Genomic DNA, 16,910 nt, shown 5'->3' with positions numbered 1-16,910 from the left:
ATCGCATCAACTGCTAAATGAAAGTTGGAATGAATGGGAGAGATTTTTTAATTGAAACAGGGGGCGAAACGACAGCTAGTCTTAGTGCTGCTGACTTTTTTACTGGTGACAACAGTTCTACCAGCCACAGCCGGGTTAAATTCTAAGTTTAAAACTATCTCTTCAAAAAATATAATTACGAATTACCAATTACAAACTACGAATTCTCCTGTTACTTTGCAAGAACTTGGTAAGCAACTTTATGATGCAGAAAAGTTTGCCCTAGCTGCACAAGTTTGGGAACAGGCACTCAAAGCATTTGAGCAAAAAGGAGATCAACGTTTGGCAGCCACCAGCTACAACTATCTTGCGATTGTTTACCAAGACATGGGACGGTGGAAAGCAGCCCAAAAAGCGATCGCCCAAGCTTTCAACCTCCTACAAACAGTGAAAGATCCTTTGCTGTATGCTCAAGTTCTTAATACTAAAGGCAGTATTGAGCTAAATACAGGTAAAGCGGAAACTGCAATGCTTACTTGGCAACAAGCAGAGGCACGTTATCGTTCCCTTAAAGATACTACAGGAATTGTTCTTAGCCAAATTAACCAAGCTCAAGCGCTACAAACCTTAGGACTGTATCGAAGAGCGAGAATCACACTTTTGCAATTAAGTCAAGACATTACTGCCTTGCCTGACTCGTTGCTCAAAGCTAGGGGATTGCGGAGTTTGGGGGTGACTCTGCAAGTTGTAGGAGATTTACAACAGTCGCAAGCTGTTTTGTCGGAGAGTTTAGCGATCGCTCAACGGCTCAATTCAGCATCTGATATGGGGGAAACCCTGTTTAGATTGGGAAATACTGCTTTGGCAAAGTCAGATTTTGAAGGAGCATTAAAATTTTATCAACAAGCACAAGATATAAAAACGAATCCCCTCACCCAACTACAAGCTCAACTTAATCAACTTAGCCTTTTAATTAAAACCAAGCAGAGTAGCGCAGTACTGACACTAATTCCGCGAATTAAAACGCAGATGACAAACCTTCCTTCTAGTCGTGCACTTATTTATGCCCAAGTTAATTTAGCAGAAAGTTTGATGAAAACGAACAAACCCGGTTTCTCAAAGAAACCGGGTTTGTGGGGCAATGGGGAAGTAGGGCAGATCTTAGCCAAATCTGTACAACAAGCGAGAGAATTGAAAGATCCCAGAGCAGAGTCTTATGCTTTAGGGCAATTGGGGCATTTATACGAGCAAACCCAACAATTAAAAGAAGCGCTCTCACTCACACAACAAGCACTCGTTCTAGCGCAGGAGATTCGGGCAACAGATATTGCGGCAACTTGGCTGTGGCAGGAAGGAAGAATTTACAAAGCGCAACAGAAAGTACTTGAAGCGATCGCTGCCTACGACTCGGCAGTGAATACTTTACAATCTCTGCGTCAAGATTTAGTAGCAATCAGTCCTGATGTACAGTTTTCTTTCCGAGAACAAGTTGAACCCGTGTATCGCCAGTTGGTACAATTGCTATTGCAAAATGTAGATAGTTTGCCCCAAGAAACTAAGCAACAAAGACTTCAGCGGGCAAGAGTTGTAATTGAAGGGCTGCAACTGGCAGAGTTAGAAAATTTCTTTCGGGAAGCTTGCTTAACTTATAAACCCAAACCAATTGAGGCGATTGACGCGCAAGCAGCGGTGATTTATCCCATTGTTCTTGATGGACGTTTGGAGGTAATTGTCTCCCTGGCGGGACAACCCTTGCAACATTACGGCGCGGAAATTTCGCCACAACAACGCGATCAAGTATTTCAGGAACTGCGCTCCTCTTTGAACCCAGTTTTTTTACCAACGGATGTTTTACCTCCAGCGCAAAAAGTTTATGATTGGTTGTTACGTCCTGTGGCAGATCAGTTAGAACGTTACTCTGTAAAAACCTTAGTGTTTGTCCTTGATGACTTCTTACGCAGTCTACCAATGGCAGTTCTTCACGATGGCAAGCAGTATTTGGTAGAAAAATACAACATTGCTTTGACTCCTGGATTGCAACTTTTTGAGTCGTCATCTATTTGTACAGACGTCCGCAAGTGCGTATCTACATTAGTTGGGGGTTTATCAGAGAAACGTCAAGGCTTTTCGGCATTACCAGGCGTGCAACAAGAAATTAAACAAATTGCAGATCTTTGTCTTGACGCGACATGTCGCGTCAAGACATTACTCAACCAAGAGTTTACTCGCGCTAAATTCCAACGTCGAGTAGAGGCTTCACCGTTTTCCATTGTTCATTTGGCAACTCACGGTCAGTTTAGCTCAAAAGCTGAAAACACGTTTCTTCTCACTTGGGATGATCGCATTAACGTCCAAGATTTTGAGCAACTGCTAAAAGCGGACAACACAAATGTGCGCGAACGTCAACCGATTGAACTTTTGGTTCTCAGCGCTTGTCAGACTGCCAAAGGCGATAACCGGGCTGCTTTGGGACTGGCAGGGATTGCTGTGCGCTCTGGAGCCAGAAGTACTCTAGCAACGCTTTGGTCAGTACAAGATCTGTCTACTGCCCAACTGATAACTGAGTTTTACCATCAGTATACCACACTAGGCGTTACAAAAGCTGAAGCATTGCGCTATGGTCAACTATCTTTGTTAAAATCTTCTCTGTACAACCATCCTTTTTATTGGTCTGGGTTTGTTTTGGTGGGAAATTGGCGCTAAGTTATTTGATTTACGATAGCCAAGAAGCCCGACTTCTTCAAAAAGTCGGGCTTCTCAATTCTCACATTTATGCTAGTGTTTGATTAGTCTCATAGCTTTTTAAAAAGATATCCTGCTCTCGGATATTTACTGATGGTAATAAATGATATTGCAAAAAATTTAACAATCTATGTATCCGTAGGATTCTTACTCAGTGTAAGCATACCAGCCCAGGCTCAGTCAGAACTAAAAACCAAAAGCGCCTCACAACAACCGATTTTTCAAGAGAACTTTAAACCACCAGGTAGAAAGAAACCAAAAGATACCACTGGTGCTGGTTCTCGTGATGGAATCAGTTGTTCTCAACAACAAGGTTCAATTCGACCTTTAATGCCCAAGGGTAATTACGGGTTGACCTTACAAGAGCGTCCAACTATATTTGTTAAGATGCCCAAAACATCCACCTCAAAGCAAGTTGTGTTGATGTTCCGAGATGAAGCAGGCAAGTATTACCAAAGAGCTTTCTTACCGATTGCGCAAAAAAATGAGATTGTTAGTTTTACTTTACCTGATGCAAAACCACCTTTAGAAGTAGGCAAGAATTATCAATGGTCTTTAGCAGTTATTTGTGGAGAAAACTTACAACCAGACGATCCGGTATTTAGTGGTTGGGTGCAGAGGGTAGCGCGAACACCTCAGTTAGATAGCGAACTGAGGCAAAAAACTATGCTTGAGCAGGCGCTGTGGTACGGTGCAAGGGGATATTGGTACGATTTGCTCCAGGCAATAGTAGAATTAAGGCGATCGCACCCCAACGATCCCAAGCTAATTGCTATGTGGCAAGATGTGTTGAAGTCTGTAGGACTGGATAGGCAGACATCTGAAACTATAAATTAGTATAAATTATCCTGTCGATCAACGCTTGATTTTCCTCGCTTTCTGCTTGCTTAAGATATTCAATCGCAATTTGTCCGACAGCAGGTTGCTCTTTAGTAACAGCTATCAGCAACTCCACAGTCTGGCGAAGTTGAATTTTTTCTAACTGTTTAATAGTAACAATCGGCAAGGTAACAGCAGCAGTTGCTAGCCCAATAAATGGAGGAATTACCGGAATCCACCAAGCTTGTAAAAATGCCAGGTAGGCTATTAAGGTCAGTCCTAACCCAGCAAGCATGATAATAATGATAATCGATGACGGAGACTTCCACAGCCAACTCAACGCTGCTCCCACACCAGACCAAAGCAAAATCCAGATCCACTCTACTGGTTCAGACCAAACTCGTAGCATGGGTTTACCTTGCACGGCTGCATTCAAAATCATGCTAGCTATATTAGCATGGACTATCACTCCAGGCATTTTTTGCGGAGGACCAAAGACAGAATTGCTTAATGGTGTTTGAAAAAAGTCATTGAGACTCTCAGCCGATGAGCCAATAAGAATAATGCGCTCGCGCACACGATTTGCTGGTACTCGATTTTGCAGTAAATCTGCAAGCGAAAAGGTTTGATATTGTGCTAAATTGCCATGAAAATTCAGCAAAACTTGATATCCGCCTGTATCAGCATCAACATAACCTCCGTCTGAAGCTTGAAAGGGAACAAGTACAGATGACCCCAGTTTAATCTGATCGTTATGATTGGGCAAAGGTTTGGGAGTAATTCCAGTGCTAGCTAAATAACGTAGTGCTAGTTGCAAGCCCATATTCAAGCGTAATTCACCGTTTGGTAATTCAATTGAAAGCAAAGCGCGGCGCAGTTTACCATCTCCATCTAACACCTGATCGGCAAGACCGACATGACCCATTTGTGCTAAAACTGGAGGTGGAGCAATTTTTCTACCCACGAGCTTCTCTACACCAATCAAATTGGGAGTTGTTTTAAATAAATTGACTAATTCCTGATAACCTGGTTCTACAGGCAAATCCCGATACAAATCCAACCCAATTACAATAGGATTGTAACTTTTTATTTTCTCGATTGCTCGAACCAATACTCGATCTGGCAAAGGATACTGACCTATTTGGCGAATATCTCGCTCGTCAATTGTAATAATAGTAATACGAGGGTCAACTTCTGCTAATGGACGTATCTGAAAAAAGCGATCTAGCATCGCCCATTCTGTTCCTTGTAGTAGTCCAGTAAAACGTACAAGAATTACCAAAATAGCTACTGCAGCGGCAATAGATCCAATACAACCTTTGCCTATGCGTAGTTTTTCAGTGTTTCGTTTAGAGGTTTTCTTTGCGTTTGCTAAAATTTGATGGGCTTTTTTGGTAGCGAGTATGGTAAATTCAGCTCTGTCTTGCTCAATCTGTCTGGCTTGTTTTTCTCTGGCTAAATCGCTTTCAACTTCTCGTTTTGCCAATTCCACAGAAGCATTGATGAAGCGGTAATCTAAGTCACTGAGCCTTTTATTTTTTGACCAAGCTAGTGCTTGCTGTAATTTGGTAGAATCTAACAAATAAGATTCATCTTTGAGATCAGAAGCAATCCAAGCTTTAAAGCTTTGTGCGTAAGGACGCAGATTATCCATTTGTTGATTTACCCATCCGGCATGAAAAACTGCTTGATAGATGGGATTTTTTACTTTCAAGTATCCCTGGTGGTTAACAACCAAACCTGAGAGAAGTAGTTCAATGTGTTCTCGACTATCATCGCTTTTTACCCCCACCCGCCCAAGGGAGGGTGGGGGGTGCAATATTTGCTGATATATTCCTAATAAGCGCCCAGCCATTTGCTCTGATGCTAAGAGGCGATCGCGAATTGTCCGCAAATGTTCTGGCACATCTTGAGATTCCCAATTTTCGATTATACGCTCTTTGACAATACTTTCCACCCAATATGCTTCAAAACCTGGGGGAATTGTCAATTTTCTACCCTCTGTATCTTGTACAGATGCGATCGCTGTCTCCACTACCAACTGACAAAGTTTTTGCGTGAGAAAAGGTTGCCCTCCTGTCCAAGCTAAAATTTCTTGAATAACTACTTGTGCATTACACTGTACAGAAGGCATTAATCGCGTCTCTAAACCCCTAACTAAAGGTTGAACTTCATCCAATGTAAAGCCGCGCAGTTCTATTGCTCTACCAATATTAAACGGAGTACGGTAAGAATCTCGAATTAAATCTGACGGTGTTGTCACCCCAAATATAACAAACGTCAGACGGTGGTATTCTGGGTCAATGGCTCTTTGATTATAACAAAACCGAATCAGTGCAAAAAAGTCATCAACTGCAAAATCAAGGCTTTTGATACTATCAGCTTCATCAATAAATATGAACAGTTTTTCAACTGGGAATTCAACCAGCAGTACTTCGGAAATAAACCTACTTAGTTTTTGAACTGGCGGGATATCATCTTGCTGTTGCCACCAAGCTTTGAAATTAATTTTTCCCGATAGTTTAAAACCTGACCACAATTCAACTACCAGTCCCTTATACCATTGTTGTGGGGTAATATCTTCACAACCAATATTCGTCATATCCACAGTCGTACATATAAAGCCTTCCTGTTGCAGACGATGCCTAGTTCTAACTAAAAGTGAAGATTTGCCCACTTGCCGAGAGTTTAAAACATAGCAAAAATTCCCCTGTTTTAAGGCTTCATAAAGTTGTGCATCTGCTTGTCTGACAACATAGCTAGGTGCATTAATAGATAGACTACCGCCAACTTGATAAGTGTAATTAGTCATTAATAGATAAAATTTGTCGATTATAAATTGATCTTAGTTGTCTTAATATTATTATATTAATTTTGACTAAATTACCTAATTGTAATTACACATACCAACTATCAACTATACATGATGTAATAAATATTTCCAGGTTGAGTATTAGCAATATTTATGAATAACATATTATTTTTAATTATTTACACATGAAATTGTAGATTAACAAGCTTACTTACTTTTCTTACTAGGACGACTTTCGGGCATTTTCTCGTTACCATGCAACGCAATTCATTACCAAATTCAGCCACGTCGATTTTTGATATGCCTTTCGTCGTACGTCAAATAGCAGGGTTGTAAAAATCTTTCTCAGAAGGTATATTAAGGGTAAGTTTAAAAACATACGTAAATCTACTGATAAGTTAATTGTGGAAGAATTTTTAGAAGCTGTAGAAAAAATTCTGCTCAGTAAGCCTTTGGGTCAAATTCAGCGGTTTGTGCTTTCTCAAGCTTGGCAGGGAAAGACTTATGAGCAAATGGCTCTTGGTTCAGGCTACGGTAGCAACTACATGAAGGAAGTAGGCTCTCAGTTGTGGCAAGATCTTTCTGAAGCACTAGGAGAGAAAGTAACAAAAAAAAACTTGCATATAGTCTTGAGTCAAGCTAAACAAAGCAATATTAACCAGCTTCAACAGGATATAAATAACACTAGTATAGAAAAAAACTCACAATTAGCTACAGCAAGTAAAATTAACTTTCCTAGTGGTCCTGTACCAATAGATTCTCCCCTCTATATAAATCGCTCCACAGTAGAAGAACTTGTTTATACTGAAATTATACAGCCTGGTTGCTTGATTCGGATCAAAGCACCCAAGAAGATGGGCAAAAGTTCGCTGCTGCTCCGGATGATTGCTTACGCTCAGGAGCAACATTACCAAACTGTTTACTTAGACTTTCAAGAAGCTGATGAAGAAGTTTTCGCCTCGTTGGATAAATTTTTGCGTTGGTTGTGCATTTATGTGAGCAAGAAATTAAACCTCGCTGCTAATCTAGATGACTACTGGGATGCAGAGATGGGCAGTAAGGTGAGTTGCAAAATCTATTTTCAAGAGTATCTGTTGGAGCAATTGCCCAATCCCTTAGTTTTGGCATTGAATGAAGTCAATCGAATTTTTGAGCATCCTAATATTGCCCAAGACTTTTTGCCCATGTTACGATTTTGGCACGAGCAGGCAAAGCAAGATCAAACTTGGCAAAAACTGCGGTTAGTGGTGGTTCATACAACAGAAATTTATATCCCGCTCAAGATTAACCAATCTCCTTTTAATGTAGGGTTAACAGTAACATTACCGCCTTTGACTCTAGCTGAGATACAGGATTTGGCACAGCGATATGAATTACCTTGGGCAAAGGATTCACATGGATGGCAACGCCTTGAATCTCTACAAGCAATGATGGGGGGACATCCGTATTTAATCGCACTGGCGCTTTATCATCTGCATCATCAGGACATGACGTTGGATACATTGTTACAAACAGCTTCTTCACCTACTGGTATTTATAGTCAGCATCTACGAGAACTGATGAATTTACTACAAGCTGAACCACAGTTGATTTATGCTATACAGCACGTTGTCAGTAGTAATGAGAAGGTGGAGTTAGATGCGATCGCTGCTTATAAGTTAGAAAGTATGGGTTTGGTTAAACTTAATGGTAATCTCGCTTCTCCAAGTTGCGATCTATATCGCTTGTATTTTAAAGATCATTTGGTCACATAAAATCTTACTATTAACCAGTAGTTAAATTTATGTGGAAATTACTGAACTTAATATTGGTTAGATATACAAATAATAAAAAATGTAGAGACGTGTCATGGCGCATCTCTACAAGGTTGCAGACAACGCTTAAATTAAAAATGTCCATCAAACAAATGATTTTTTTGGTACTCCTAGTATTTATGCCAATTTCCCTTGCTGCCCACTATTTTGAATGGGGAGAACTGGTTGTATTTGTGACTGCAGGGTTAGCAATTCTACCATTAGCGGCTTGGATGGGTACAGCCACAGAAGAAATTGCCGTCGTAGTTGGTCCTACACTGGGAGGACTATTGAATGCTACCTTTGGTAATGCTACCGAACTAATTATTGCATTAATTGCGCTCAAAGCCGGACTACTGGACGTGGTTAAAGCTAGTATTACTGGCTCAATTATCAGCAATCTACTACTAGTCATGGGTTTTGCGATGCTATTGGGAGGCTTGCGCTACAAAGAGCAGAAATTTCAGCCGCTCGTAGCAAGAACGAATGCTTCCTTAATGAACTTAGCTGTGGTTGCCATTTTATTACCGACAGCAGTAGGCTTTACATCTGGTGGAATTAACTCCAGCACTATGCAGTTTCTCTCCACTGGTGTAGCTGTGGTGTTAATTTTGGTCTATGTAATGACACTGCTATTTTCCATGAAAACTCATGCCTACTTCTATGATGTGGGTTTAGCAGAGCTTGAGCAAGCTGAATTGGCTGAAGCAAACTTAGCAGAGGGTGAACACAAGGTAAATTTGTGGTTATGGATTGGGGTATTGGTAGTAGTCACTTTGCTTGTGGCGCTTGAGTCAGAGTTACTAGTAGATTCACTGAGTGCAGCTACGGATCAACTTGGTTTAACTGCACTATTTACAGGAGTGATTTTAGTACCGATCATTGGTAATGCAGCAGAACATGCTACAGCTGTAACAGTGGCAATGAAAGACAAAATGGATCTCTCGGTTTCCGTAGCTGTAGGTTCGAGCTTACAGATTGCCTTGTTTGTTGCTCCCGTTTTAGTATTAGCAGGGTGGGGCTTTGGACAGCCGATGAATCTGGATTTTAATCCACTAGAGTTGGTAGCAGTGGCGGTGGCTGTGTTTATTGCCAATTCTATTAGTTCTGATGGTCGATCAAACTGGTTGGAAGGCACATTGCTCTTAGCAACTTATGCAGTTTTGGGGTTAGCGTTTTATTTTCATCCTGTAGTAGAAGCGATCGCAAGTAATTAAAGATATGTGACTATAACTCGCATTTAATCTTCAATATCAAGAGTCTTAGCTTGTCGATCTGTTGAGTATGATAGTCTTTAACTTTTAGTACTATGGGAAAGGGTAATCGGTAATCAGGATGACCAACTACCAATTCTCATTACAATACTTACTTGTATTTTGGTATTAAAGGTGACTAGTAATAATCAGAAAAATTTTCAAAATCAAGTATCGTGGCAAAAACGCTTACAGTACAACTTCGACAACTTTATGTCGAAAGGGGGATTTTCAGTTTTTTTGGCACTATTGTCATTATTTTTTGCTGCCTTTGTTGTCATGACAATTGCCCGTTATATCTCTGAATGGTTGTTTCCCAATCAAAATGTAGAAGGTAACTCGGAATTGCCTTGGGACGTATTTGTACAGTTGATTGGGCTAAGAGACACGGGCGATGATGCCAATTTGGCTACTAAGTTTGTTGGTGTCATTACAATTTTTGTCGGCTTAGTTTTGTTCTCAAGCTTGGTAGCTTTCATTACTCAGGAATTTGAATCAAGACTCCAAGTACTGCGTAAGGGTAAGAGCATAGTAGTAGAAAATAACCATACTCTAATCTTAGGATTCAACGACAGAATTACAGATATTATTGCAGAGTTAGTAGTCGCAAATGAATCAGAACCCGACGCAGTAGTTGTGATATTATCTCAACAAGATAAAGAGGAGATGGATGATTTCCTCCGCAATAATCTCGGCGAACTTAAATCAACACGAGTGGTGACTCGTAGTGGCTTAATCACCAATTTAAAGGACTTAAATAAAGTAGCGGTAAAAGATGCTAAGTCGGTGATTATATTGAATCATGCTAAATCTTCAGATTCAGAAGAGTCCAAGACTTTAGCAGATGCTCGGGTTGTTAAAGCAATTTTAGCAGTGGTTGCAGCTAATGAAGAAGACTCCTTACCGCCGATAGTGGTAGAATTACACTCTCAACAATATCGCCGCCTTGCTGAAAATATTGCTCCAGGAGCAGTCACTACTCTGAATGAAGCTGATATTTTGGCGCGAATTTTAGTTCAAACCTCGCGTAGTGTAGGATTAGCGTCAGTTTACTTAAACTTGGTGGGTTTTGAAGGTAATGAATTCTATTTCTATCGTCCACAAGAAAGCTGGCAGAGTATAGCATGGGGTGAGTTGCCATTTCATTTCTCTAATGGCATCCCTATAGGCATGCGTCATGAAGATAGTACTCTGACAATTAAACCTAGCAAAAATTACCAGTTAGCTGAAAATGATGAAGTTATCATTTTAGCAGAGGATGACTCGACTATCAAGTTTCATACACAACCAGTAGTGCAGGTAAAAAATTTCAGCTATGGTGGCGAGCGCAAAACCTTAGAGCGAAAACCTGAAAACCACCTTGTAATTGGTTGGAACAGCAAAACACCAATTATCCTAAGAGAATATGCGAAATATCTGATTTCTGGTTCACAAGTAAACTTGGCAGTACAGGATTTAACATCTACAGTGCAAGCTGAATTTGACGATATTGCCAAAACATACCAACACATTAAGATGGATGTTACACAAGTTAATTTTGACTCAGTTGATCAGCTTATTCATCTCAAACCCTACGAATATAATAGTATCTCAATTTTGGCTGGTAGCGGAGAAAATGCTGAAGAAATAGATGCTAAAACCCTAACTATTTTATTGGAACTTCGCCAAATCTTCCGCGAGTATACTGCTAAAACAGGAAACAAAGTTACCACTGAATTGATTGCAGAGATTATTGACTCAGAAGATACAGATTTAGTAATCAAAGCGGGTGTTAAAGATTTTCTCCTCACTAATCAATTTGTCTCAAAAATTCTCGCTCAGGTATCCCAAGAACCAGATGTGATGTCAATCTATCACGATTTATTCTCAGTGGATGGAAGTGAATTGTATCTCAAGCCGATATCGCTCTACTTCGCTGCTGAACAAATTGGAAAGATAACTTTTGCTGACTGTGTAAAAGCAGCTCTTGAACGAGATGAATTATGTATTGGCGTAAAAATTAGCGCACTAGCTCAGGATAAAGAGAACAATTTTGGTATTGACTTAGTACCGAGTCTAAATAAGCAGTTAAGTCTCGGTTTCAACGATGCACTAATTACTTTAGCTGAGGATGAAACTTAAAATACAAGCGACTTAATTATTATATTGGTAGGCGATGACCTCGCCTTAAGATATATTCAATAAAAAATTTGGGTTATGAGTAATGTCCTATAACTTATTAATAACACTTAGATTCCCGACTTCTTTAAGAAGTCGTAAATCTGATTTTTCATAGAGCATAAACAAATATTTACAAAACTGTCAGATAACTTTGCTCAGAATTCATCGGCAATAGTCGCAATTTATGGTTTTTTAAATCAGGCTCAAGTCCTAAAATTTGCATTGGTACAACACCTAATAAAGCGTAAGAGACTTCTGTAAGTTCTAAGCAGTCGAAAACACTTCGGCGTCCTTCAATACACAAGTCAACGTCTCTAAATATTCGCTCTTTTGTTATTCCTGTAGTGGTTTCAATGCTAGCTTCTCCTCCTTGAACTAAACCTAATTGAGCAATAACAGCTGAGGGTAAACATAATGATGTTGCCCCCGTATCAACTAAAACATCTGTCAATGTAACGGAACGAACTTCTTCTGGGGAGATAAATCCTCGCTCGGCTAATACTTGGTCAATTCGATTGGCTACGTTTAAGGTTATTATTACTTGACCCATTTCTCGGTTTTTAAAATATGGTATCGATAGCTTCCTCATAATATCCTGCCTCTGCCTTAATTTAATATCAATCTAATCTACATAATAAGTCATCTGAAATGAATAAGACGGAACGATCGTGAACCGATGTGTCACTAACTGTAATCATTGCCAGCCTTTTTCTTTGAGGCTTTTAATATCTTCTCGAAACTTACTTAACACAGTAGCTATAGTTGTTTTTACTAAAGTTTAAGCTTTATTAAAATAGGCAGACCTAATTTACATCCACCTATAGAGAGAAATATAAGGCGATCGCCTGCCTGAAACGCAGAAGCTTATGCTTGCTCCCGATGCTACTGTTAGAGGTAAGATCGTTATTAAAAAATAAAGGCTTATCTTTTAATAAAGATGGATGCTAGTAAAAGTTAGTTTATTTTTAAGTACAAAAAATATGGAACGTGGTATTCAGGGTAACTATATACCTAGCATAACCATGCCAGAAACGTTTTTGGCATTTGTGCCTCGACCCCTACCACCAGTACCGCCTTTACAGTTGGATGGTAATATCTACGATCTAATAGAACGTGCAAATCGAGCGTTGGGACGTTTGGATGGGTTAACTACGCTTCTACCAGAACCATCTCTGTTTCTCTACCTTTATGTGCGTAAAGAGGCATTACTTTCTTCCCAGATTGAGGGTACCCAGTCTTCATTTTCCGATTTGCTGCTGTACGAAATTGAGGAAGCACCGGGGGTACCTTTAGATGATGTACAGGAAGTGTCTCGCTATGTGGCTGCTCTTAACCACGGTTTGGCTCGTTTGAGGGAAGGCTTTCCTCTGTCACTACGCTTGATTCGTGAGATTCATGAAGTGCTGCTGTCAGAGGGACGAGGTAGTGAGCGAACTCCGGGAGAGTTTCGTCGTACTCAAAACTGGGTAGGAGGTACGCGCCCTGGCAATGCGCTTTTTGTCCCACCACCACCAACAGAGGTGATGTCTTGTTTGGGGGAGTTGGAAAAGTTCCTGCACGACCAGCCAGTACGTACTCCTGTACTGATAAAGGCGGCACTCTCTCACGTCCAGTTTGAAACTATCCATCCATTTTTAGATGGCAATGGTCGTTTGGGACGCCTGCTGATTACTTTTTTGCTTTGTGCTGAAGGTGCCTTGTCGGAACCATTGCTCTATTTAAGTCTTTACTTCAAAACTCATCGCCAGTTGTATTATGACCTGTTGCAACAGGTGCGGATTAAAGGAGACTGGGAAGCCTGGTTGGTCTTTTTTTTAGAAGGGGTTATGGTGACTTCTGAACAGGCAAGTAGTACTGCACGTCGTCTGTTGACCATGTTTGAAAATGATCGCCAACGAATTGAAACTATTGGTCGTGGGGCTAATTCCACTTTACGGGTACACAATTTAATGCGGAAAAAACCGCTATTTAGCATTACCTATGCGAAGACACAGTTGCGACTCACTGTGCCCACCATCACCTCTGCTTTGAAAAACCTAGAGAGTCTTGGTATAGTTAAAGAGGTAACAGGGCGTAGCCGCGATCGCTTGTTTATGTATGGTGAATATCTCAACATTCTTAATGAGGGAATTTAATTCTGAGATTTCATGCTTGCTCCCGATACTACTATTAGGGGGTAAGATCGTTATTAAAAAATAAGTCCCTATCTTTTAATAACGGTGGTTGCTATTAAAAGTTAGTTTAGTTTTAGTTACAAAATGCTCGATAAAACTGTCTATGTATTTAGCTAATTCAGTGCGTTACCTGTAGAGAAAGTAGGAAAAGTAGGAAAAGTAGGAAGATTTAAAAATTAATAACTTTATATAATTGCTCACTCTTCCAAAAACCAGCCCTAATAATTAAATTATCCCTCCTCAAACTGATACCAGTCTTTTGGCTTAGTATAAACATTTTGCGACAACTACGCGATGGTTATACCAATTGCTGCGTCAAGAGAAAGAACTACAAAAAATGTTACGATTTTGATTTAACAGCAAATGAAACTCCTAAAGGGGTTGACCGAGCCTTAAGATAGATTCAACTGAAAAAAATTTGGGTTATGAGCAATGTCCTATAGTGATTTTAAAGACTTAGATAGCCTAAACTCGTTAGGGATTACAACGATTGAATCAGTGCAAAATTTAATAGCTTCAGAACCGATTGAACCGAGCTTATTTCTGATTGAAGCATTAAAAAGATTCGTACCTCTAGCAACTGCTATCAATACAGAAAAAGCACGCTCGGAATATATAATTGCTCCAATTCTAAGTGAAATTGCGTTCCTTAATTCTCAGGTGAGTTTATTTTCGGGACGTAATTTTAATGTGGACGCAAGCATAGGATTAACAGGATTTTGTGATTTTATTCTCACTCGCAATCCAGATAAACTAGTGATTAAAGCACCAGTAGTAGTTATTGTAGAAGCAAAAAATGAGAATATTAATGATGGACTTGCACAGTGTATCGCCTCCATGTATGCAGCACAAATAATCAATCAAAAAAATCAGGAAGAAAATATCAAAACCGTTTATGGTACTGTCACAACTGGACAAGTATGGAGATTTCTTTCAATAGACAAAACTCAGCTTGTAAAAGTTGACCTTAATGAACGTTATTTAACACCTATAAATGAGCTTCTGGGAATTCTTGTCGCCATCACATCAATTCCTAGTAAGAGTGCGTAAAAACTAATTGTCTAAACCTCCACCCCTACCACCAATGTAGAATCTATTAACACTTAGATTCCCGACAACTTTTACGAAGTCGGGAACCTGATTTTTCATAGGTTATAAACAAATATTTACAAAACTGTAAGATAACTTTGCTCAGAATTCATCGGTAATAGTCGCAATTTATGATTTTTTAAATCTGGCTCAAGTCATAAAATTTGCATTGGTATAACACCTAATAAAGCATAAGATACTTCTCTAAGCTCTAAGCAGACTAATATTTGAGTACATATAGCAATCCTATTTGATTTACCAACACGATTGAGGCTTAGATCCCCGACTTCTTATAGAAGTCGGGGATCTTGTTGTTTACGAATGATTTAGGATTGCTATAGACAGAATACCAATTGATGATGAAAGCGTTCATGCTTATTATGCTTGATTTGTCAAGCTTTATTTACACAAACTTAGAAGAGTTTACCCTACTTTTTCTACTTTTATTTTTAACTAAATGATAACAAAAATTAATGGTGCGAGCGAAGTGTAAAAATGACATGAGTTCAATTTAAAATTTGTGATAAAACTCATAATTGACATATTTAAATAAAAAAAATAATATATATTAGTGGCGACAATCACATAGCAAAAACTGAAATTTATCAATCAAAAATGACTACAACTAGCAAATCGCAAGATCATCAAACCACCACAGCTAACTGGCGACTCACTTCAGGCTATTTGCATGAAGGCTATGCAGATTTTGAAGGAGCACATATTTTGTTAGGTCATTTCTTAGCGGATAGAATAGGGGAAGACCCACTCTTGGAAAAAGAACTATTTGCTTCTGACGGCATTTTTGAGTGGGGACATGCTTCACCTCTAGAAAAAGTCATTAATTCCCAGGAAGACTTTGAGTTTTTACTTAAGTATCCCAATTTGTTCCGCAAGTCGATAACCATTATCGAACCGTGGGAGCATGTAGGCGTTAACAAACTTGGCGAAGATGTTCGGGCTTCTAAAAACGTTGCCTACATTGCTCAAAAAGTAGCTGATATAGACTCTATATTATTACCAGTTTGGTCGAGTGGAGTCATAGATTTAGATAAGGTTATTCCAGCAATCACCTCCGGTTATGCAGTGATAGTAGAAGGAGGCGATCCATCGGTATACGATCCATCCACTTGGACAAGTCCGGCATGTCCGCGAGAGGATATGTTTGCATTAGTGGAAAAATTACTCATTTCGCGATCGCCAGCTAGTGCCGCCGCAATCTTCATTTGTGTCGGACACCAGTTGGCAGCAGAATGTCATATCAGACTAATCCAACGTGCAGTCAAAGAAGTCCTGGGCATGACATCTTTGAAACGCGATGGGACAAGCATTGCTCTCAAATCATTACAAGAGGTATGCCGACGCATCGAAGCTATGGGTACTAAACTCAAAGTCAAAAAGCGTGATGGACGCATCGTTGCTCAAGGTTGGAATGATACCCATTTTGCGGTGACGCGCAATGAATCAAAGGAAGTAGGCAATCGCATCCTACTACCCTATCAGACTCCCGATGGCGATGCCTTAGATATTCCTTGGGAAATTATCCATGCCCATGATGTAACTGCTGACGCCCATGAAGGAGTGATTGACACAACGATTCAATATGAGCATTCCGTGTCAATTTCAATGTTTCACTCCGATGAAGTCAACGAAGAAGCAATACTGTTTGCCAACTGGGCTTACCGCAGTATTCATGACGCCATTGTTCCTTATCGCCACATCATTGCTGGCAGCGCTCTGTCATGGCTGATACAACTGCCCGATTCAGTAGAAATTCTCTGCTCGACAGCAGAGGAAACTGGTGAAATAGTTACAGAGTGTTCGGCTACCTGCATTAACTACAAAGACTTTGAAACCAAGAAAATTCGCCGCTCGTTTACTTGCCAGTTTCATCCAGAACTGCTGTCAGATTTGCGTGCAATAGGTAACAGTGACGCTCCATCATATTCAACCTTGAAGAAAGATGATGGCGTCCGCTTATTTGTACGGCTATTGTACGCCGGAATGCAAGAGTGATTGGTATACTCGATCAATAAATCTATCACAAATTAATAAAATTTTAACACAATAGCAGCATCTTGTAGCAGAATTT

Annotated in this window: 10 protein-coding genes; 8 read left to right on the top strand and 2 right to left on the bottom strand. The window is 39.9% G+C overall.

The annotated features are described in order from the left end of the window. Positions 1 to 105 precede the first annotated feature (105 nt). Together ICL16_RS19015 and ICL16_RS19010 are read left to right on the top strand one after the other, a co-directional pair. Positions 106 to 2,682, top strand: coding sequence for a CHAT domain-containing protein (locus tag ICL16_RS19015; protein ID WP_337907083.1), 2,577 nt, complete (start codon positions 106 to 108; stop codon positions 2,680 to 2,682). A gap of 132 nt (positions 2,683 to 2,814) precedes the next feature. Further along, entirely contained in the window at positions 2,815 to 3,558 is a 744-nt protein-coding gene (locus ICL16_RS19010) for a DUF928 domain-containing protein (RefSeq protein WP_190830700.1), read from the top strand. Here the strand turns inward: ICL16_RS19010 and ICL16_RS19005 are convergent. After that, a complete protein-coding gene (locus ICL16_RS19005; RefSeq protein WP_190830697.1) occupies positions 3,548 to 6,352 on the bottom strand; it encodes a CHASE2 domain-containing protein in 2,805 nt (934 codons plus the stop codon). The two genes, ICL16_RS19010 and ICL16_RS19005, sit on opposite strands and share 11 nt — an antisense overlap. A gap of 404 nt (positions 6,353 to 6,756) precedes the next feature. On the opposite strand from ICL16_RS19005, the gene ICL16_RS19000 reads away from it, so the two are divergent. From ICL16_RS19000 to ICL16_RS18990, 3 genes are all read left to right on the top strand, one after another. After that, the gene (locus tag ICL16_RS19000; protein WP_337907082.1) at positions 6,757 to 8,106 is read left to right on the top strand and encodes an AAA-like domain-containing protein; all 1,350 of its coding nucleotides are present in this window, start codon (positions 6,757 to 6,759) and stop codon (positions 8,104 to 8,106) included. A 137-nt stretch (positions 8,107 to 8,243) separates the two neighbouring features. Then, positions 8,244 to 9,362 (top strand): calcium/proton exchanger, encoded by a 1,119-nt coding sequence (cax, locus tag ICL16_RS18995; protein ID WP_190830695.1) that lies wholly within the window; start codon positions 8,244 to 8,246, stop codon positions 9,360 to 9,362. Positions 9,363 to 9,533: 171 nt separating this feature from the next. After that, positions 9,534 to 11,519, top strand: coding sequence for a CASTOR/POLLUX-related putative ion channel (locus ICL16_RS18990; RefSeq protein WP_202895615.1), 1,986 nt, complete (start codon positions 9,534 to 9,536; stop codon positions 11,517 to 11,519). A 169-nt stretch (positions 11,520 to 11,688) separates the two neighbouring features. Here ICL16_RS18990 and ICL16_RS18985 read toward each other — a convergent pair whose 3' ends face one another. Beyond that, positions 11,689 to 12,147 (bottom strand): aspartyl protease, encoded by a 459-nt coding sequence (locus ICL16_RS18985; RefSeq protein WP_190830692.1) that lies wholly within the window; start codon positions 12,145 to 12,147, stop codon positions 11,689 to 11,691. Positions 12,148 to 12,538: 391 nt separating this feature from the next. Between ICL16_RS18985 and ICL16_RS18980 the strand changes: the two genes are divergently transcribed. The 3 genes from ICL16_RS18980 to ICL16_RS18970 all read left to right on the top strand — a co-directional run bounded on the left by ICL16_RS18980 (position 12,539) and on the right by ICL16_RS18970 (position 16,834). Then, positions 12,539 to 13,693, top strand: a complete 1,155-nt coding sequence (locus ICL16_RS18980) for a Fic family protein (protein ID WP_190830691.1) — start codon at positions 12,539 to 12,541, stop codon at positions 13,691 to 13,693. Positions 13,694 to 14,164: 471 nt separating this feature from the next. Beyond that, the gene (locus ICL16_RS18975; protein ID WP_190830688.1) at positions 14,165 to 14,782 is read left to right on the top strand and encodes a hypothetical protein; all 618 of its coding nucleotides are present in this window, start codon (positions 14,165 to 14,167) and stop codon (positions 14,780 to 14,782) included. A 654-nt stretch (positions 14,783 to 15,436) separates the two neighbouring features. After that, positions 15,437 to 16,834: a hypothetical protein gene (locus tag ICL16_RS18970; RefSeq protein ID WP_190830687.1), complete on the top strand. Its 1,398-nt coding sequence runs from the start codon at positions 15,437 to 15,439 to the stop codon at positions 16,832 to 16,834. Positions 16,835 to 16,910 lie beyond the last annotated feature (76 nt).

The sequence above is a fragment of the Iningainema tapete BLCC-T55 genome (assembly GCF_014698965.1).
GTDB lineage: Bacteria > Cyanobacteriota > Cyanobacteriia > Cyanobacteriales > Nostocaceae > Iningainema > Iningainema tapete.
The sequence above is the reverse complement of the archived record's forward strand: the minus strand, read 5'-3'. Positions and strand labels throughout refer to the sequence as shown.